Here is an 18,268-nt window from a genome sequence, read left to right on the forward strand (position 1 = left end):
CCGAGCGCACGTGAATGCTGGTAAGGGTTGAACCATGATCTTCTTCAGGCGGGCGGCCCAGGCCGCCGTGCTCGCGTCCCTGACCGTCCCGATCGTCCTCGTCGCCGCCGCGCCACCGGCCGCGGCCGAGGCGGGGTCGGCGGCACGGGCACGTCGCCTGCTGGATCAGCTCAAGGTCGCCCGCCCGCTGCCCATCCGCGGATACAGCCACCAGCGGTTCATGCCGCGCTGGGCGCACCACAAGGGCACCTGCGACGCGCGCGAGACGGTGTTGGCCCGCGACGGGCGGCGGGTGCGCAGGAACGCCGCCTGCCACCCGGTCAAGGGGGCCTGGTACAGCCCGTACGACGGCAAGTGGCTGAAGAGCGAGCGCCTGGTGGACGTGGACCACGTGGTGCCGCTCGCCTATGCCTGGCGTTCCGGGGCCAGCCGGTGGAGCCAGGCGAAGCGGCGGGCGTTCGCCAACGACCTGACCCGCCCGGAGCTCATCACGGTCAGCCACTCGGCGAACCTCGCCAAGGGCGGCCAGGGCCCGCAGAGCTGGCGGCCGCAGCGGCGCGCCTACTGGTGCAAGTACGCCACCTCGTGGATCACCGTGAAACACCACTACCGGCTGTTCGTCACGCGGAGGGAGCGGGTGGCACTGCTCAACATGCTGCGTACGTGCCGGTGACCTGCAGGTACGTCGCTCTTAACGGATTACGTGCACGCTTGTGGTCATACGAACCGTGTCGGGAGGACACGATGACCACCTCTGGGCCGGACGACTTCAGCGACGCGGAGGTGCTCGGCGGGGAGCCGCCCAGGCGCCGGTATCCCCGTTTTCTGGTGCTGTCCGGGGTCGCCGCGGTGGCCGGACCGACCGCGCGGGCACGGTCCGCGAGCAGGGCAAGGGCTGGGGCCGGGGTTGGGGCGGCAAGGGCCACGGCGGCGGGGACGGCGGCGCGGGCCACGGCAGGTGGCATCACGAACCCTCGACGTCCTCCCCCGCCCCGAGCCCGTCGGAGAGCCCCACCGCCTCCTGACCCTCCGGTCACCGGTCGCCGGCTGCCGCCTCGTTCAGGGGGACGCGTACCGGCTCGCCCGTGGACAGGGTGATCACGGCCTCGTCCGCCGTCACCCGTACCTCCGGCAGGGGCGGCTCGCCGGGGGCGGCGGTGAGGAGGATCAGGCTGACGTACACGGCCGTGCCGCCCGGGTGGGCCGGGCAGGTGACGTACGGGGTGGCCGAGCACGGGCCGAAGGCGTTGACGCCGTCGCCGGTGACGACGCCGGCCGAGGTGAAGCCGTGCAGGCCGCGTGCCGCGCTGGTCAGCCCGTCCGGGCGCCGGGCCACGGCGTGGACGCCCTCGACGTGCGTGGCGGGGGGCAGCCCGTCGGCGAGGGCGTGGCCGCCGTCGCGGACCAGGTGGCCGGCGGGCGCGGTGACCTGGTGGACGCGGATCTCGGCCGGCCCGTCCGCGACCGAGGTGGTCACCACATGGACGTCCCCGTCCCGGTACGCGGAGGCGGCCACCCGCTCCCCCACCGCCAGCGGCTCGATGCGGCGGCGACGCGAGGGGACGCCCTCCGGGGACACGACGGCGAGCTGGTTGTCGGCCGCGTCCGGCGCGAAGTCGGGGCCGGTGTGGCTGGTGTAGGCGAGCCGCAGGTAGAGCGGGTCGGGCTCGCCGTCCTGGCGCTGGACGCGGTCGCGGTCGCTGCCGTGGTTGAGCAGGCGTACGACGCCGTCGGCGCGGGTGGCGTGCAGCAGCCAGCCGGCCGGGGGCACGGGCACGACCTGGTCGGCGAGGTCGACCGGGGCGGGCTCCTCCGGCGCGGCCCAGGCCGGGTGGTCCGGCGGCAGGAGCAGGCCGAGGAACGCCTTGCTCGCCCAGTACGGCGAGGCGGGACCCGAGTAGTCCTGGGTGCCGGGCGGGAAGGGGGCGTACCAGCCGCAGGTGAGCAGCCCGCGCTCGTCGGGCGCGCCGCGCTCGGCGAAGTGGCGCAGGACGCCGCTCGCGATGCGCCGGGTGCGGCCGGGCGGCAGCGGCGAGGCGCCGGTGAGCTCGCCCAGCCACAGCGGGACGGCGGTCGCGAAGCGGTAGATGAGGGAGCGGCCCTGGTGGACGGGCCCGCCGTCGGCGGCGAAGAAGTGCTGGTAGTCCTCCAGGAACAGGCGCAGGCGGGCGGCGTAGCGCTCCTGGCGGGCGGTGTCGCCGGACATCCTGGCCCACAGCGACGGGTAGAGGTGCAGCGCCCAGCCGGTGTAGTAGTCGAAGTTCTTGCCCTTGCCGTCGGAGTACCAGCCGTCGCCGGCGTACCAGTCCTCGATGCGTTCCAGGCCGGCTTCGATCTCGGCGGGCTCGTACGGGCCGCCCGCCTCCGCCAGGAACTGCTCGACGACCACCCGGAACATCACCCAGTTGTTGTCCGGCGTACGCCGCCCCAGCATCCCGGCCAGCCAGGCGAGCACCCGCTCCTGGACGGCGGGGTCGAGCCGGTCGTACAGCCAGGGCCGGGTCTCGTGCAGCGCCAGCGCGATGGAGGCGGCCTCGACCAGCGGCTGGGACATGTCGGTCAGCGGCGGCCAGGCGCAGGGGTGCGCGGGGTCGGTGCCCGCGGCGAGGCCCTCGGCGTAGCGTTCCACCAGCGCGGGCGGGACCTCGCCGCCGGCGCCGGCGATGCGGAAGGCGGCCAGCAGGAACGTTCTGGCGAAGCCCTCCAGGCCGTCGCTGACGGGCCCGGACCGGCTCGGGATGCCGGGCAGGCGGTACTGGGCGAAGCCGTCGGCAGCGTACGGGACCACGGCGTCGAGCAGGCGGTCGGCCATGGCCTCCCAGTGCGCGCGGGTCCAGCCGGTACGGGGTGACAGGCGGTGGTCAGGGGGCGGGAGAGGCATGGAACGGGATCCTACGCCGTTCGCTGGAAAGCGGTTTCCACCGCAGCGCTCCCCGCCATGTCCGCGCGCCGCATTGCATGGACATGCAGAGGTGTGTATATACTTCTGCTCGTGTCCAAGGTACTCACCTCCCTGCCTGTCGGTGAACGAGTCGGGATCGCCTTCTCCGGTGGTCTCGACACTTCGGTAGCGGTCGCGTGGATGCGCGAGAAGGGTGCAGTGCCGTGCACCTACACCGCCGAGATCGGCCAATACGACGAGCCCGACATCGCCTCCGTCCCCGGCCGCGCCACCGCCTACGGCGCCGAGATCGCCCGCCTGGTCGACGGCCGGGCGGCGCTCGTGGAGGAAGGGCTCGCGGCGCTGGCCTGCGGCGCGTTCCACATCCGCTCCGGCGGGCGCACCTACTTCAACACCACCCCGCTCGGCCGGGCGGTCACCGGCACCCTCCTCGTGCGCGCCATGCTGGAGGACGGCGTGCAGATCTGGGGTGACGGCTCGACGTTCAAGGGCAACGACATCGAGCGCTTCTACCGCTACGGCCTGCTGGCCAACCCCTCCCTGCGCATCTACAAGCCGTGGCTCGACGCCGACTTCGTGCACGAGCTCGGCGGGCGCAAGGAGATGTCGGAGTGGCTGCTGGCCCACGGCCTGCCCTACCGCGACAGCACCGAGAAGGCCTACTCGACCGACGCCAACATCTGGGGCGCGACCCACGAGGCCAAGTCGCTGGAGCACCTCGACACCGGCATCGAGATCGTCGAGCCGATCATGGGCGTGCGGTTCTGGGACCCCGAGGTGGAGATCGTCCCCGAGGACGTCACGATCGGCTTCGAGCAGGGCCGCCCCGTCACGATCAACGGCAAGGAGTTCGCCTCCGCCGTGGACCTGGTGCTGGAGGCCAACGCCATCGGCGGCCGGCACGGGCTCGGCATGTCCGACCAGATCGAGAACCGCATCATCGAGGCCAAGAGCCGCGGCGTCTACGAGGCCCCCGGCATGGCGCTGCTGCACGCCGCCTACGAGCGGCTGGTCAACGCCATCCACAACGAGGACACCCTGGCGAGCTACCACGTAGAGGGCCGCAAGCTCGGCCGCCTGCTGTACGAGGGCCGCTGGCTCGACCCGCAGGCGCTGATGCTGCGCGAGTCGCTGCAGCGCTGGGTCGGCATGGCCATCACCGGCGAGGTGACGCTGCGGCTGCGCCGCGGCGAGGACTACTCGATCCTCGACACCTCCGGCCCGGCGTTCAGCTACCACCCGGACAAGCTGTCCATGGAGCGCACCGAGGACTCCGCGTTCGGGCCGGTCGACCGCATCGGCCAGCTCACCATGCGCAACCTCGACATCGCCGACTCCCGGTCCAAGCTGGAGCAGTACGCCCGGCTCGGCATGGTCGGCGGCGGTCAGCCGACCCTGGTGGGCGCGGCCCAGGCCGCCTCGACCGGCCTCATCGGCGCCATGGACGAGGGCGGCGCGGAGGCCATCGCCTCGCGCGGCGAGGCCGTGGTGGAGGAGGAGCTGCTGGACCAGGCCGCGATGGAGTTCGGCACCGACTGAGGGTGAGCTGAGCGTGAGCGACGTGAGGCCGCGGGGTGTTCCCCCGCGGCCTCACGCGTTCCTGTTCGGCAGCAGGCGGGCCGCGTCGAGGGCCAGCGCCAGGTCCACCAGGTCACGGGGGCGGGCCAGCGAGCGGCCGGTGAGCTGCTCGATCCTGCGCACCCGGTTGACGATCGTGTTGCGGTGGCAGAACAGCCGGGCCGCGGCCCTGGCGGCCGAGCCGTCGCAGGCGAGCCAGGTCTCCAGCGTGGTCAGCAGCGTGTCGCGGTCGGCGGAGTCGAGCGCGAGCAGCGGCCCGAGCGCGCTGTCCAGCAGGTGGAAGGCGAGGTCGGGCCGGGTGAGCATGAGCGCGGCCGGCACCCGGCCGTCCAGGCGGGCGATCTCGGGCCCGCCGTCCACGCAGGTGCGCATGGCGAGCAGGGCCAGCTCGTGCGCGGCCGCCAGCTCGGCCAGGCCGGTCACGACGGGGCTGACGCCGGCCACGCCGCTGATGACGTAGCTGAGCTCCCTGCACAGGTCGTCCAGGCCGGCCCCGCCGAGCGCGGCCACGGCGACCTCGTGCCCGGTGCGCATCCGCCACAGCAGGCGCATGCCGTCCAGCGACTCGGGCAGCAGGGCGTCGTCCTGCCGGCCGCCGCGGCGTACGGTGACGACCGCGTAGCTGCCGTGCTCGGGCAGGTCGAGCGCGGCCTCGGCGGCGCGGACCACCCCGGCGTCGGCGGTGCCGTCGAGCAGGGCGTCGAGCAGGGCGTTGACGCGTTCCCTGCTGCGGCCGAGTATCTCCTGCTCGCGCCGGTTGTAGGTGTCGCAGGCCACCATGGACTGCCGGTCGATGGCGTGCCAGACATGCCCGGCGGCGCGCACCAGCACGCTCAGCCGTTCGGGCCGCTCGCGTTCCATGTGGTCGACCAGCGCCGACCAGACGACCTGGCCGGCCAGGCGGTACATCCGCAGCAGCGAGTCGAGGGGCAGGCCCTGCTCGGCGCGGCGGCGGGCCATGTTCGCGGTGAAGACCAGGTCGCGGCGTTCGGAGGGCGGCTGCAGGATGGCGGTGAGCCCCAGCCGGACGCCTTCGAGCGTGCTCTTCCAGTGCTCGTCGTAGGGGACGCAGGCGCAGTACACCTCGTCGCCGTCGCGGGTGCGGGCGACCAGCTCGCCGGTCAGCTCGGGCAGGTGCTCCAGCAGGACCATGGCGGCGGTGCGGAGCGTCTGGCGGACGTCCTCGTCCACGACCGTAGGGGGACGCATTCCCCGAGGCTGCCATCGCCCGCCGCTCCAGAACAAGGCTCTGTAGCGTTTTGTGATCCATCGTTGTGCGGCTGCACAACCGGGGCCCGGCCAGGGTGGGCAGGCCCCCTGACTTCCCGCCGGCATCTGGACGACGGCGCACGTCAGCGGTTTGGGTGAGCCGGCATGGGGTCTTGGGAGGAAGTCGTATGGCCGAACTGACCGTCGGCGATCTCGTCGTGGACTACGGGCCGGTACGCGCCCTGGACGGCGTGTCGATGCGGGTCCCGTCCGGCGCGGTCGTGGCCGTGCTCGGCGCGAACGGCGCGGGCAAGACGACGCTGCTGCGCGCGGTCTCGGGAACGCTCCGGTTCCAGCGCGGCCGGATCGCGCGCGGCACGGTCGAGCTGGACGGCGCCCGCCTGTCCGGCCTCGGCGCGGCGGCGGTGGTGCGGTGCGGCGTCACGCACGTGCCGGAGGGCCGGCGGGTGTTCGCCCGCATGACCGTGGAGGAGAACCTGCGCGCGGGCGGCCTCGGCACGCCGCGCCGGGCCGCCGCCGAGGCGAGGGAGCGGGTGCGGGAGCTGTTCCCGGTGCTCGCCGAGCGCTCCCGGCAGCCGGCGGGGCTGCTGTCGGGCGGCGAGCAGCAGATGCTGGCCATCGGCCGGGCGCTCATGGCGGGGCCGTCGGTGCTGCTGCTCGACGAGCCGACGCTGGGGCTGGCCCCGCAGATGGCCGCCAGGATCGCCGCCACGATCAGGGCGATCAACGCGGCGGGCACGTCGGTGCTGCTCGTGGAGCAGAACGTGGCCACGGCGCTGTCGCTGGCCTCCTACGCGTACGTGCTGGAGGTCGGCGGGGTGGCGATGGAGGGCCCGGCGGCGGCGCTGGCCGCCAGCGACGAGGTCAGGCGGCGTTACCTGGGCGTCAGCGACGAGGCCCCGGCCGAGGCGCGCCCCCGCGCCGGGCTGTCGAGGTGGTCGGCGTGACCGCGACATCAGGCGCGACCCCGGAGTCCGGCGCGAGCGCGACATACCGACCGGGCGGTATGCCGCCGCTGGAGGTGCGTGACGTGACCGTCCGCTTCGCCGGGCTGACGGCGCTCGACGGCGTCAGCTTCACCGTCGAGCCCGGCACGGTGCACGCGCTCATCGGCCCGAACGGCGCCGGCAAGTCCACCTGCTTCAACGTGCTGTCCGGCGTCTACCGGGCCACCTCGGGCAGCGTCCGGCTGGGCGGGACCGAGCTGACCGCGCTGCGCCCGCATGAGGTGGCGGCGCTCGGCGTGGCCCGCACCTTCCAGAACATCGCGCTCTCCCCCCGCCTGCCGGTGCGCGACAACCTGCTGCTCGGCCGGCACCGGCTCACCCGCGCCGGCTTCGTCGCGGCCGGGCTGCGGCTGCCCCGCGCCCGCCGCGAGGAGCGCGCCCACGAGGCGAGGGTCGCGGAGATCGCCGCGTTCGTCGGGCTCGGCGACCTGCTCGGCACGCCGGTCGGGCTGCTGCCGTACGGGGTGCGCAAACGGGTGGAGCTGGCCCGCGCCCTGGCGATGGAGCCGCGCCTGCTGCTGCTCGACGAGCCGGTGGCCGGGATGAACAGCGGCGAGCGGGTCGAGATGGCCGAGCTGATCGTCTCGGTCAGGGAGAGCCTCGGGATCTCGATCCTGCTGGTGGAGCACGACATGGGCATGGTCATGCGCCTCGCCGACCGGGTGACCGTGCTGGACTTCGGCCGCCGCATCGCCGACGGCCCGCCCGCCGAGGTCCAGAACGATCCGAAGGTCGTCGGCGCGTACCTGGGCACCGGGGAGGGCTCGTGATCACGTTCCTGGAGCTGCTCGTCAACGGGATCTCCATCGGGGCCGTGTACGCGCTCATCGCGCTCGGCTTCGTCGTCATCTTCAAGGCGACCGAGGTGGTGAACTTCGCGCACGCCTCGCTGCTGCTGGCCGGCGGCTACGTGGTGGCGCGGCTGCACGGCGCGATCGGCTTCTGGCCCGCGCTGCTGGCCGGGATCGCCGTGGCCGCCGTGCTCGGCGCGCTGGTGGAGTTCCTCGTCATCCGCCGGTCCAAGGCGGCCGCGCACGGCGTGCTCGCGATCGTGACGATCGGCGTGGACATCGTGCTGACGACCGAGCTGACCCGCAGGATCGGCACCGAGGTGCTGGCCATGGGCGACCCGTGGGGGTCGCGGGTGGTGCACCTCGGGCCGGTCCCGGTGGCCGAGACCCGGCTGGTCGCGCTGGTCACGGCGGCGCTGCTGATCGCGGTGTTCCTGCTGGCGTTCAAGTTCACCGGGTGGGGCGTGGCGATGCGGGCCACGGCCGAGGACCCGGAGACGGCCGCGCTGATGGGCGTGCGGCTCGGCCGGGTGTCGCTCAGCGCGTGGGCGGTGGCCGGGGCGCTGGCGGCGGTGGCCGCGCTGTTCCTGTGCGTCTTCCCCACGCCCGGCCTGGACCGCGGCGCCTCGTTCGCGGCGCTGAAGGCGTTCCCCGCGGCCATTCTCGGCGGTCTGGACTCCACGACGGGCGCGCTGGTCGGCGGCCTGGTCGTCGGGGTCACCGAGGCGCTGATGACCGGCTACCAGAACGACCTGACCTTCCTGGGCCGCGGGATCGGCGACGTGGCGCCGTTCCTCGTCATGATCGCCATCCTGCTGCTGCGGCCCTCGGGCCTGTTCGGCACGAAGGAGCTCGCCCGTGTCTAGGCATCTGATCAGGGCCTGCGTGCTGGCCGCCTTCGTGGCGGTGCCCTTCTACCTGGAGGGGTTCTGGCTGCAGGCGGGGCTGTTCGCGATGTCGGCCGCGGTCGGCGCGATCGGGATCAACCTGCTGACCGGCGCCACCGGCCAGCTCTCCATGGGCCACGCGTTCTTCCTGGCGGTGGGCGCCTACGCCTACGTGTACTTCGCGGCCGAGCCCACGGAGGCGCTGGGCGGCCTGGGGCTGCCCACGCCGCTCGCCGCCGTGCTCGCCGTGATCCTGTCGGGGGCGGCGGGCGGGCTGTTCAGCCCGATCGCCGGGCGGCTCAAGGGCGCCTACCTGGGCATCGCCACGCTGGCGCTGATCTTCCTGGGCCAGCATCTGCTGTTCAACGCGGGGCCGGTGACGGGCGGCTTCAACGGCCGCGCGGTGCCGCCCCTGGAGCTGTTCGGCTTCGCCTTCGCCGACACGCCGGAGCTGGTCGTCATGGACGTGCCGTTCGGCGCGCTGGAGCGGCTGTGGTTCCTCGGCGGGGCGGTGCTGCTGGCGGCGGCGCTGTTCGCGCGCGGCGTGCTGCGCGGCCGTCCCGGGCGGGCCATGAACACCATCCGCGACCACGAGATCGCCGCCGGGGTGATGGGCGTGCCGGTCGCCCGCTACCGGGCCGGGGTGTTCGTGCTGTCGTCCATGTACGGCGGCCTCGCCGGCGTGCTGCTCGCCCTGGTCTTCCAGCGTACGGTGCCGGACTACTTCGGCATGCTGCTCTCCCTCGACTACCTCGCGATGATCGTGATCGGCGGCCTCGGCTCGGTGGGCGGCGCGGTGATCGGGGCGGTCTTCGTCTCCCTGCTGCCGCAATTGCTGACCCGCTACGGCGACGCGCTGCCGCTGGTGGCCGCGCCGGGCTCGGGCGACGGCGTCTCCCCCGCCGAGGCCGCCCGCCTCCTGTACGGCGCGGCCGTGGTCGCGGTCGTGCTCTTCCTGCCGGGCGGGCTGCTCGGCCTGCTCCACTCGCTGCGCCGGCGGCTGCCCGGCCTGCGGCTCCCCCTGTCCGCGAACCCCACCCCGTCCCCCGAGACCAGGAGCTGACATGTCCAGTAACCGCAAGGCCGTCGTGGCCGCGCTCGTGTCCCTGGCGCTGGCCGCCACCGCCTGCGCCAGCGGCAAGGCCACCGGCGGTGGCGGCCAGGCGAGCGCCACCGGCGGCGACGGCGTCAAGACGGGCCCCGGCGTGACCGCCGACACGATCACCCTCAGCCTGCTCACCGACCTGACCGGCCCGTACGCCTCACTCGGCAAGAGCCTCACCCAGGCCCAGCAGCTCTACTTCGACCAGGTCAACCAGGCGGGCGGCGTCTGCGGCAGGAAGATCGAGACCGTCGTGCGCGACCACGGCTACGACGCGCAGAAGGCGATGGCGTCCTACGCCGAGGTGGCGCCGAAGACGGCGGCGATCCCGCAGTTCATCGGCTCGCCGATGGTGACCGCGCTCAAGGACAAGATCAACGCCGACAAGGTGCTCACCATCCCGATGGCGTGGGCGACCGGGCTGCTCGGCAGCGAGGCCATCCAGGTCACCGGCACCACGTACGACGTGGACATGATCAACGGCATGGACTTCCTGGTGAAGGAGAAGGGGCTGAAGTCCGGCGACAAGATCGGTCACCTGTACTTCGAGGGCGACTACGGCGAGAGCGCGCTCGCCGGGTCCACGTACGCGGCGGGCAAGCTCGGCCTCACCGTGGTCGAACAGAAGATCAAGGCGACGGACCAGGACATGACGGCCCAGGTGGCGGCGTTCAAGAAGGCGGGGGTGAAGGCCGTGCTGGTCTCGGCCGGCCCGCGCCAGGCCGCCTCGCTGGTCGGCGTGGCCCTGGCCGGCGGGATGGACGTGCCGTTCATGGGCAGCAACTCGGCCTACAGCCCGCAGCTGCTCGACACGCCGGCCGCGCCCGCGCTGCTGAAGGACTTCTACTACGTGACCGCCGGCGCGCCGATCAGCGCGCCGCTGCCCGCCTACCAGAAGCTCATCGCCGACTACCGGGCCAAGTACGCCGGCCAGCCGCTCGACAGCGGCGTGGCGGCGGGCTGGACGGCGGCCGTCATCGTCGGCGACGCCCTGCGCAAGGCGTGCGAGAACAAGGACCTCAGCCGGGCCGGCATCATCGCGGCCCACCGCTCGCAGAAGGCGTGGGAGGCCGGCCTGGGCGGCACGCCGATGGACTTCAGCGTCTACGACCGGCCCGCCTCGCGCGCGTCGTACATCGTCAAGCCGGACAAGGACGCCGTCGGCGGCGCCACGCTCGTCAAGGAGGCCGCCGTGTCCGAGCTGGCCGAGGGCTACACCGTCCCCACGGCGGGCTGAGCCGGCGACATGGCCGCGTTGCTGGAGGTCTCCGGGCTCACCATGCGCTTCGGCGGGGTCACCGCGCTCTCGGGCGTGGACCTCGCCGTCGGTGAGGGCGAACTCGTCGGCCTCATCGGGCCCAACGGCGCGGGCAAGAGCACCCTGTTCGACTGCCTGACCCGGCGGTGCGCGCCGCAGGAGGGGCACGTGCTGCTGGCGGGCGAGGACCTGGCCCGGCTGCCCGCGCACCGGGTGGCGGGGCGCGGGGTGGCCCGCACCTTCCAGAACACGGCGCTGTTCCCCGGCCTGTCGGTGCGGGAGAACGTGATGGCGGGCGCGCACCGGCACGGCCGGGCCGGGTTCTGGGGGGCGGCGCTCGGGCTGGCGGCCGGCGAGGAGCGGCGGCTGCGGGAGACGGCGGACGCGCTGCTGGCCCGGTTCGGGCTGGGCGAGTACGCCGACCATCCGCCCGAGGCGCTGCCGTACGGGACGACCAAGCTCGTCGAGATCGCGCGGGCGCTGGCGTCCGGGCCGCGGCTGCTGCTGCTCGACGAGCCGGCGGGCGGGCTCGCCCCGTCCGAGGTGCCGGCGTTCGCCGGGCTGATCCGGCGGCTGCACGCGGAGCTGCGGCTGACGATCGTCGTCGTGGAGCACCACCTGGACTTCGTGCTGTCGCTGTGCCGCAGGATCGTCTGCCTGGAACGGGGACACAAGATCGCCGACGGCCCGGCGGAGGTCGTCCGCCGGGACCCCGCCGTGGTGGCGGCCTGCCTGGGGGTCACGCCATGACGGGCCCGACGGGCGGGGCCGGGCTGGAGGTGCGGGGGCTGCGGGCCGAGTACGGGGCGGCCCGCGTGCTGCACGGCGTCGACCTGACCGTGCCGGAGGGCGAGATCGCGGTGCTGCTCGGCCCGAACGGCGCGGGCCGCACGACGCTGCTGCGCGCCCTGTCCGGCCTGGTACGGGCGCGCGGCACGGCCACGCTCGGCGGGACGCGGCTGCTCGGCCGCGCCCCCGACGAGATCGCCCGCCTCGGGGTCGCGCACGTCACCCAGGAGGGCGGCACGTTCGGCCCGCTGACCGTCGAGGAGAACCTGCGGGTGGGCGCACGGGCCCGCCCGTGGCCGCGGCGCGGCGCCGGCGAGGACCTGGAGCGGCTGTTCGGCTGGTTCCCGGTGCTCCGGGCGCAGCTCAGCCAGCCCGCGGGCACGCTGAGCGGCGGCGAGCAGCGCCTGCTCGCCATCGCCCGCGCGCTGATGGCCCGCCCCCGGCTGCTGCTCATGGACGAGCCGATGCGCGGCCTGGCCCCCCGGACGGCGGGCCTGCTCTTCCGCACCATCCACGCGATCAACAGGGACGAGGGGACCACGATGGTCATCGTCGAGCACAACGTGCCGGCGGCGCTGGAGGTGGCGCACCGGTCCTTCCTCATGGAGGCGGGCCGGATCACCGCCAGGCGCGTCCGAGGGAGGTGGTGAGCCGGTGTTCGGCCAGCAACTCCTGGAAGGGCTGGGCGCGGGCGCGGGGTACGCGGCCCTCGCGCTCGCCCTGGTGCTCACCTACCGCTTCACCGGGATCGTCAACTTCGCGCAGGGCGAGCTGGCCATGCTCGCCACGTACGTGGCCTGGCAGCTCGTCGTGTCCGGGATGCCGTACTGGGTGGCGCTGCCGGTGACGGTGGCGCTCGCCTTCGCCGCGGGCGTGGTGACCGAGCGGCTGGTCATCCGCAGGCTGGAGAGCGGCGCCGGCGAGGTGACGCTGGTGGTGACCACGATCGGCCTCTACGTGCTGGTCAACGCGCTGGCCACGCTGGTGTGGACGGCGGCGCTGCGGGCCTTTCCGAGCCCGTTCCCCGACGCCCCGCCGGGGCTCGCCGCGCTCGCGGCGGCGGGCGTGGCGGGGACGGTGCTCGGGACGCTCGCGCTGGTGGTGCGGCGTACCGGGCTCGGCCTGGTGATGCGGGCCGTCGCGGCGGACGCCCGCTCGGCGCGGCTTTCGGGCGTGCGCGTGGGATGGGTGCTGGCGCTGGGCTGGGGCGCGGCGGCGGCGGTCGGCGCGCTGTCGGGGGTGCTGCTCGCCCCGGCGCTCTTCCTGGAGCCCTCGATGATGACGGGGGTGCTGGTCCACGCCTTCGCCGCCGCCACGCTGGGCGGGTTCGACAGCGCGCTCGGCGCGGTGGCGGGCGGGCTGGCCGTCGGGGTCGCCGAGACGCTGGCGGGCACGTACCTCGGGTTCGTCGGGGCGGATCTGAAGATCGCGGTGCCGCTGGTGATCGTGGTCGCGGTGCTGCTGCTGCGCCCGCAGGGCCTGTTCGGCTCGGCTCCGGTGGAGCGGGCATGACCGGCGTCCAGGGGGCCGCGCTCACCGGGCACCGGCGGCCGGCGGTGGGGCTGGCGGCCGGCGACCGGCGGCCGACGTGGCCGTGGCGGCGGGCCGCGCTCGTGGTGATCGGGGTGGCGGCCGTGGGGCTGCCGTTCGTGCTGCCGCCGTACCGGCTGTTCCAGGTGACGCTGGTGCTGGTGTACGCCGTGGCGCTGCTCGGGCTGGACCTCGTGGTGGGACACAGCGGGCAGATCTCGCTGGGGCACGGGGCCTTCTTCGGCGTCGGGGCGTACGTGGCGGCGGTCATGATCGGGCGGCTGGGGCTGCCGTACCCGGTGACGCTGCCCGCCGCCGCGCTGGTCACGTACGGGCTGGGCTGGGCGGCCGGGCTGCCCGCGCTGCGGCTGCGCGGCCTGTACCTGGCCGTGGTGACCTTCTCCGTCGCGGTGGTGCTGCCGCCGCTGCTCAAGCGGTTCCCCGAGGTCACCGGCGGCGCGATGGGGATGCCGGTGGCCACGCCGCGCGGAGCCTGGCTCGACGACGACCAGTGGATCTACTTCCTGGTGCTGGCGACGGCGGCGGTGGCCGTGGCCGGGATCCGCAACCTGACGCGCTCGCGCGGCGGGCGGGCGCTCACCGCGATCCGGCAGCATCCGGCGGCGGCCGAGGTGCTCGGCATGCGCGCCGCGTCCCACCTGACGCGGGCGTTCGCCTGGAGCGCGATGTACGCGGGCGTGGCGGGCGCCCTCCACACGTGGACGACGGGGTTCGTCGCGCCGGACACCTTCACGCTGAGCCTGTCCATCACCCTGCTGGCCGGGGCGGTGATCGGCGGCCTGGCGACGCCGGCCGGGCCGCTGCTCGGCGCGCTGGTCGTGACGGCGGTGCCGGCCGCGGCCCGCGAGCTGGACCCGGCCGCCCCCGGCCTGGTGTCCGGGCTGCTCATCGTCGTGGTGGTCTACGCGGCCCCGACCGGCCTGGCGGGGCTGCTGCGCCGGGCCGCCGCCGCCGTGGCCGCCCGGCTCCCGGCGGGGAGGCGGGCATGAGGCGGGTCCTGCTGGTCCTGATGCTCCTGCTGGTGACGGGGTGCCGGACGGGCGGCGGCGGCGGCGCGGTGCTCACCGGCGAGTGCGCGGGCCAGGACGGCACCGGCATCGGCGCGGACCACGTCAAGGTGGGCGGGATCTACCCGCTGTCGGGGCCCGCCTCCGCCTACGCGGCGGTGGCGCAGGGCGCGGGCGCGTACTTCGCGCACGTCAACCGGCACGGCGGCGTGGACGGGCGGCGCGTCGACTTCCTCGTCCGCGACGACGCCTACGAGCCGGCCCGCGCGGTCGAGGAGGCCCGCAGGCTGGTGCTGCACGAGCGGGTGTTCGCGCTGTTTCAGACGCTCGGCACGCCCTCGACGGCGGCGGTGCGCGAGTTCGCCCACCGGTGGAAGGTGCCGCAGGTGTTCGTCGCGACCGGGGCCGCCGCATGGGGGGCCGAGGCCGCGCGCCGCCCCTGGACGATCGGCTTCCAGCCGAGCTACGTCGCCGAGGCCCGCGTCTACGCCCGCTACCTCGCCGAGGAGGTGCCGCACGCCCGCGTCGCGGTACTCTACCAGAACGACGACTTCGGCCACGAGCTGCTGGACGGCTTCCGCCGCGCGATCGAAGGCACCTCGGTGCGGATCGTGGCCGAGCGCGGCTACGAGGTGACCGACCCCGGCGTGCAGGGCCAGCTCGCCAACCTCGCCGCGTCGAAGGCGGACGTGCTGCTCGACGTGAGCACGCCGAAGTTCGCCGCGCAGGCGCTGGCCGCCGACGCCGCCATGACCGGCTGGAACCCGCTGCACATACTGAACGGCGTGGCCGCCTCCCCCGCCGTGCTCAAGCCGGTCGGCTACGACAAGGTGCAGGGTGTGATCACCGCCGGGTTCCAGAAGGACCCGGCCGCGCCGGAGTGGGCCGACGACCCGGCCGTGCGGACGTATCTGACGGCGCTGGAGCGCTACGCCCCCGAGGCCGACCCCGGCAGCCAGCAGGTGGTCTTCGGCTGGCTGGCGGCGGAGGCGTTCGTCAAGACGCTGCGGAGCATGCGCTGCCCCTCGCGGGAGGCGCTGCGCGCGGCGGCGCACCGGCTGGACGACGTCCGGCTCGGCATGCTGCTGCCGGGGATCACGCTGTCCACCGGGCCGGGTGACGCCTTCCCGATCGAGGCGGAGCAGCTTTCGCGCTTCGAGGGCGAGCGGTGGGTGCCGTTCGGGCGGGTGATCGACACCCGCGCCGGATGATCACGCGGGGCGGCGGTGGATGAGCATGTCGTCGTCCGGCAGCGTCGCGGTGCCCGGGGAGCGCAGCAGCGACGTCGCCCCCGCCCAGCGCCGCAGCGTCGCGACGGCCTCCCTCTGCTCGGCCTCGGGCAGGGAGGCGATGTTGGCGCCGTGGTTGGCCCCCGGCACGACGTACAGGTACGAGTCCCGCCCCGACGGGGTGAACCGCTCGGCGCTCCAGGGGTCGTTCTGGCCGTAGACGAACATCATCCGCTCCGACTGGCTGCGCACCCAGAAGTCCACGTCGAGCATGGGCAGGGGCTGGTGCCGGGCGCGCAGCTCGACGGGCAGCACCGAGTTGGGCTGGTAGAGGCCGCGGTACCGGGTGAGGCCGCGCAGGTGGGCGAAGGCGAGGTCAGGCCAGCCGAGCTGGGTGGCGGCCTGGTGGTAGTAGGGCCAGTAGTACTCGAGGCCCTGGTCGGTGTAGAAGCCGAAGAACGCGACGTTGTCGATCCAGGCGTAGAGCTGCTCGTCGGTCGCGGTGGCGGGCGGCACCGAGGCGCAGTCCGCAACCGTCGAGTACTGCCAGAAGGCCCACACCGTGTCCAGGACGGTCATCTCGTACGAGCGGTCGGCGCTGCCGAGCGTCCTGGTGAAGGTGTAGCCGTTGCGGGCGGCGTCCGCCTCCAGCAGGGGGACCATCCGGTCGCGGCGCAGCAGCGCCTCGCGCTGCAGGGTCTCCAGCGCCTGCCGGCAGGGGGCGGTGCCGACCTCGGCGAAGAAGCGGTCGTAGTCGCGGTCGAGCTGGTTGACCGGGTCGTCGGGGGCGACGTAGGCCACGACGCCGTCCACGTCGCCGGGGTAGAAGCGGCGGTGGTAGACGGAGGTCATGCCGCCCTTGCTGGCGCCGGTCTGGATCCAGCGCCCCGGGTAGATCGTCCTGAGCGCCTGGACGATGCGGTGCTCGTCGGTGGCCTCCTGCCAGATGTTCAGGTCGCGCCAGTCGGCGGGCACGGGGCGCGAGGAGCGGAAGAAGCGGTGCTCGACGGAGACCTGGTTGGCGTCGAGGATCCTGGTGGGCTCGGTCCGCGAGGGGGCGGGGTCGGCGGCCAGGCCGTAGCCGCCGGTGTAGAGGACCACGGGCACGTCCACGGCGCGGTGGAGCAGGGTGAGGCGCTGCTGGAACGTCCCCTTGCGCGGGTCGCGGTGGTCGATCGGCTGGGTGTAGCTGAGGACGAAGAACCGGTAGCCGGCCGGCCGCGTCTCCGACACCACGGTCAGGCCGGGGACGGCCCTGAGCTGGTCCAGCGGGTCCTGCTCCTCCTCCGCCGCGGCGGCCGGCGCGCTCATGGGCGCGGTGACGGCGGTCAGGATGAGCAGAACGGTCAGGAGCAGGCTTCGCACGGTGGCGCCTCCAGCCGGACGTGAGCACGGGTCCGACCGCAGTGTCCCCGCGATCTTCCCGCAGGGCAAGAGTTGACTTCTCCCGTTTCGTCCCGAGAAGCTCCCGCCGGCGCAGGCGGGACCGCCTTCGCAGCCCTCGCCGGACATATTGCCGCATTTCATCTTTTATTATTTTTTCGGAATTTACAGTTACGCGAATGTCGATCCAATGAATCCAACTAGTTATCAATAATCCGCCCATCGGCCGCCACCGAAACATAGATTTCTTCGTATCTCCAGAAGGGGGCGGGACAATGGGAACTGAATACGCGCCGGTGCAGGTGCTGGTTCGCGACGGGGTCATGCAGGTCGGCAGCGACACCTACGCGCTGCGGACCATCACGCACATCGGACAGCGGAAATTGGTGGCGGACAAGGGCGCGGCGTGGCGGAAATTCGTCGTCCGCGCCCTGCTCACCCTGATCTTCGGCGGCGTCCTCGTGGGGGCGCTGGGCGACATCTGGACGCTCGCGCTCGTCGTCGTCCTCGCGCTGCTGATCTGGCGGCTCGTGGCGGTGCTCCGGCTGCCGCCGGTGTACGGCCTGGTCATCGGCACCGCCGGAGTCGAGCGCGAGGCCGTCTGGGGCACCGACCGAGGCGAGATCGACCAGCTCTCGGCCGATCTCACCGCCGCCGTGGGCAAGCTCGACCTGCCGCCGATGACCTTCAACATCACCCACGCCGTGGGCCGCAACGAGGTCATCAACCAGTACGGCGCCGGCAGCATCGGGAAAGCGACCCACCACGGCGCCGGAAACATCGAGACGCGATGAACGGCGGCGACGAGATCCACCAATACGGGCCGGGCAGCATCGGAAAAGCGGTGCATCACGGGACCGGGGACATCGTGGCCGGCGGGAAACACCAGTCGTCCCCGCAGCCGCCGCAGCCGGTTTCTCCGGGACCGCCCGGAAGGGCGCCCGGAAGAGCGCCCGGAAGAGCGCCCGGAAGAAAGCACCGGAAATCGCGGAGAAACGGGGCGGCGGCGGCCGGCTGCGCGGTGCTGTCGGCGGTCGTGAGCGCGCTGATCAATCTGCTCACCGCGTCGTGGAGCTGGTGGGTGTTCGCGGCCGCCGCCGTCCTGCTGTCCGTCTGGGCGGCGGTCGCGTACGCGGGGGAGAAGGGCCGGCGGGGCTGACGCCTCCTCCCCCGCGCTCGGCGGCTACGTCGTGAGCACGACCTTGTTGCACTCGTCCTGCTTGTGCTTGAACAGCTCGAAGCCGCGCGGCGCCTCGCTGAGCGGCATCCGGTGCGAGATGACGAAGCTCGGGTCGATCTCACCGGAGCGGATCCGGTCCAGCAGCGGCCGCATGTAGCGCTGCACGTGACACTGCCCGGACCGGATCGTCAGCGAACGGTTCATGACGGTGCCCATCGGGAACTTGTCGACGAACCCGCCGTAGACGCCGATCACCGACACCACGCCGCCGTTGCGGCAGGCCATGATGGCCTCGCGCAGCACGTACGGCCGCTCGGTCTCCAGCCGGGCGGCCTGCTTGGTGCGGTCGTAGGCGTACATCGCCGGGGTCGGAT

The 18,268-nt window shown here is 73.5% G+C and carries 17 protein-coding genes and 1 pseudogene; 14 read left to right on the forward strand and 4 right to left on the reverse strand.

Features of this window, described 5'->3' with window-relative positions; translation table 11 throughout:
- The first annotated feature begins 34 nt into the window (after positions 1–34).
- Positions 35–673 carry an HNH endonuclease family protein gene (locus ABD292_RS38990; RefSeq protein ID WP_344216592.1) on the forward strand — a complete coding sequence of 213 codons (639 nt, stop codon included), beginning with the start codon at positions 35–37 and terminating at the stop codon, positions 671–673.
- A gap of 360 nt (positions 674–1,033) precedes the next feature.
- On the opposite strand, the gene ABD292_RS38995 is transcribed toward ABD292_RS38990, so the two are convergent.
- On the reverse strand, positions 1,034–2,881 hold the full coding sequence (locus ABD292_RS38995) for a DUF2264 domain-containing protein (RefSeq protein ID WP_344216594.1): 1,848 nt from the start codon (positions 2,879–2,881) through the stop codon (positions 1,034–1,036).
- Between the two features lie 111 nt (positions 2,882–2,992).
- Between ABD292_RS38995 and argG the strand changes: the two genes are divergently transcribed.
- Positions 2,993–4,441 (forward strand): argininosuccinate synthase, encoded by a 1,449-nt coding sequence (gene argG, locus ABD292_RS39000; RefSeq protein ID WP_344216596.1) that lies wholly within the window; start codon positions 2,993–2,995, stop codon positions 4,439–4,441.
- A 51-nt stretch (positions 4,442–4,492) separates the two neighbouring features.
- On the opposite strand, the gene ABD292_RS39005 is transcribed toward argG, so the two are convergent.
- A complete protein-coding gene (locus ABD292_RS39005) occupies positions 4,493–5,689 on the reverse strand; it encodes a helix-turn-helix domain-containing protein (RefSeq protein ID WP_344216598.1) in 1,197 nt (398 codons plus the stop codon).
- Positions 5,690–5,877: 188 nt separating this feature from the next.
- On the opposite strand from ABD292_RS39005, the gene ABD292_RS39010 reads away from it, so the two are divergent.
- Genes ABD292_RS39010 through ABD292_RS39055 form a run of 10 tightly spaced genes read left to right on the forward strand, consistent with a single transcriptional unit; the run spans position 5,878 to position 15,313 of the window.
- Positions 5,878–6,657, forward strand: a complete 780-nt coding sequence (locus tag ABD292_RS39010) for an ABC transporter ATP-binding protein (RefSeq protein WP_344216600.1) — start codon at positions 5,878–5,880, stop codon at positions 6,655–6,657.
- Positions 6,658–6,716: 59 nt separating this feature from the next.
- Positions 6,717–7,487, forward strand: a complete 771-nt coding sequence (locus ABD292_RS39015; RefSeq protein ID WP_344216639.1) for an ABC transporter ATP-binding protein — start codon at positions 6,717–6,719, stop codon at positions 7,485–7,487.
- Positions 7,484–8,374: a branched-chain amino acid ABC transporter permease gene (locus tag ABD292_RS39020; RefSeq protein ID WP_344216602.1), complete on the forward strand. Its 891-nt coding sequence runs from the start codon at positions 7,484–7,486 to the stop codon at positions 8,372–8,374. Before ABD292_RS39015 ends, ABD292_RS39020 begins: the two co-directional genes overlap by 4 nt.
- Positions 8,367–9,458: a branched-chain amino acid ABC transporter permease gene (locus tag ABD292_RS39025; protein WP_344216604.1), complete on the forward strand. Its 1,092-nt coding sequence runs from the start codon at positions 8,367–8,369 to the stop codon at positions 9,456–9,458. Before ABD292_RS39020 ends, ABD292_RS39025 begins: the two co-directional genes overlap by 8 nt.
- Before the next feature lies 1 nt (position 9,459).
- Positions 9,460–10,734: an ABC transporter substrate-binding protein gene (locus ABD292_RS39030; RefSeq protein ID WP_344216606.1), complete on the forward strand. Its 1,275-nt coding sequence runs from the start codon at positions 9,460–9,462 to the stop codon at positions 10,732–10,734.
- A 9-nt stretch (positions 10,735–10,743) separates the two neighbouring features.
- On the forward strand, positions 10,744–11,505 hold the full coding sequence (locus tag ABD292_RS39035; RefSeq protein ID WP_344216608.1) for an ABC transporter ATP-binding protein: 762 nt from the start codon (positions 10,744–10,746) through the stop codon (positions 11,503–11,505).
- A complete protein-coding gene (locus ABD292_RS39040) occupies positions 11,502–12,194 on the forward strand; it encodes an ABC transporter ATP-binding protein (protein WP_344216610.1) in 693 nt (230 codons plus the stop codon). The genes ABD292_RS39035 and ABD292_RS39040 overlap by 4 nt, the downstream gene beginning before the upstream one ends.
- A 4-nt stretch (positions 12,195–12,198) precedes the next feature.
- Entirely contained in the window at positions 12,199–13,056 is an 858-nt protein-coding gene (locus ABD292_RS39045) for a branched-chain amino acid ABC transporter permease (protein ID WP_344216612.1), read from the forward strand.
- Positions 13,053–14,084, forward strand: coding sequence for a branched-chain amino acid ABC transporter permease (locus ABD292_RS39050; RefSeq protein WP_344216614.1), 1,032 nt, complete (start codon positions 13,053–13,055; stop codon positions 14,082–14,084). The genes ABD292_RS39045 and ABD292_RS39050 overlap by 4 nt, the downstream gene beginning before the upstream one ends.
- Entirely contained in the window at positions 14,081–15,313 is a 1,233-nt protein-coding gene (locus ABD292_RS39055) for an ABC transporter substrate-binding protein (protein ID WP_344216616.1), read from the forward strand. The genes ABD292_RS39050 and ABD292_RS39055 overlap by 4 nt, the downstream gene beginning before the upstream one ends.
- On the opposite strand, the gene ABD292_RS39060 is transcribed toward ABD292_RS39055, so the two are convergent.
- Positions 15,314–16,696 carry a S28 family serine protease gene (locus tag ABD292_RS39060; RefSeq protein WP_344216618.1) on the reverse strand — a complete coding sequence of 461 codons (1,383 nt, stop codon included), beginning with the start codon at positions 16,694–16,696 and terminating at the stop codon, positions 15,314–15,316. It lies immediately after the preceding gene.
- Between the two features lie 293 nt (positions 16,697–16,989).
- Here ABD292_RS39060 and ABD292_RS39065 point away from each other — a divergent pair, with 293 nt between their 5' ends.
- Positions 16,990–17,508 (forward strand): DUF6232 family protein, encoded by a 519-nt coding sequence (locus ABD292_RS39065; protein ID WP_344216620.1) that lies wholly within the window; start codon positions 16,990–16,992, stop codon positions 17,506–17,508.
- Between the two features lie 242 nt (positions 17,509–17,750).
- On the forward strand, positions 17,751–17,873 hold the full coding sequence (locus ABD292_RS39070; RefSeq protein WP_344216622.1) for a hypothetical protein: 123 nt from the start codon (positions 17,751–17,753) through the stop codon (positions 17,871–17,873).
- A gap of 24 nt (positions 17,874–17,897) precedes the next feature.
- Here the strand turns inward: ABD292_RS39070 and ABD292_RS39075 are convergent.
- Positions 17,898–18,268 (reverse strand): annotated as a pseudogene (locus tag ABD292_RS39075) (glutathione-dependent formaldehyde dehydrogenase); the annotation flags it as partial.

Source organism: Nonomuraea bangladeshensis, assembly GCF_039529455.1.
Taxonomy (GTDB): domain Bacteria; phylum Actinomycetota; class Actinomycetes; order Streptosporangiales; family Streptosporangiaceae; genus Nonomuraea; species Nonomuraea bangladeshensis.

Excerpts from the sequence above, each read along its gene's own strand:
- ABD292_RS39030 (WP_344216606.1), top strand. The coding sequence starts at position 9,460 with ATGTCCAGTAACCGCAAGGCCGTCGTGGCCGCGCTCGTGTCCCTGGCG.
- ABD292_RS39005 (WP_344216598.1), bottom strand. The coding sequence starts at position 5,689 with ATGCGTCCCCCTACGGTCGTGGACGAGGACGTCCGCCAGACGCTCCGC.
- ABD292_RS38995 (WP_344216594.1), bottom strand. The coding sequence starts at position 2,881 with ATGCCTCTCCCGCCCCCTGACCACCGCCTGTCACCCCGTACCGGCTGG.
- ABD292_RS39040 (WP_344216610.1), top strand. The coding sequence starts at position 11,502 with ATGACGGGCCCGACGGGCGGGGCCGGGCTGGAGGTGCGGGGGCTGCGG.
- ABD292_RS38990 (WP_344216592.1), top strand. The coding sequence starts at position 35 with ATGATCTTCTTCAGGCGGGCGGCCCAGGCCGCCGTGCTCGCGTCCCTG.
- ABD292_RS39065 (WP_344216620.1), top strand. The coding sequence starts at position 16,990 with ATGGGAACTGAATACGCGCCGGTGCAGGTGCTGGTTCGCGACGGGGTC.
- ABD292_RS39015 (WP_344216639.1), top strand. The coding sequence starts at position 6,717 with ATGCCGCCGCTGGAGGTGCGTGACGTGACCGTCCGCTTCGCCGGGCTG.
- ABD292_RS39035 (WP_344216608.1), top strand. The coding sequence starts at position 10,744 with ATGGCCGCGTTGCTGGAGGTCTCCGGGCTCACCATGCGCTTCGGCGGG.
- ABD292_RS39010 (WP_344216600.1), top strand. The coding sequence starts at position 5,878 with ATGGCCGAACTGACCGTCGGCGATCTCGTCGTGGACTACGGGCCGGTA.
- ABD292_RS39050 (WP_344216614.1), top strand. The coding sequence starts at position 13,053 with ATGACCGGCGTCCAGGGGGCCGCGCTCACCGGGCACCGGCGGCCGGCG.
- ABD292_RS39055 (WP_344216616.1), top strand. The coding sequence starts at position 14,081 with ATGAGGCGGGTCCTGCTGGTCCTGATGCTCCTGCTGGTGACGGGGTGC.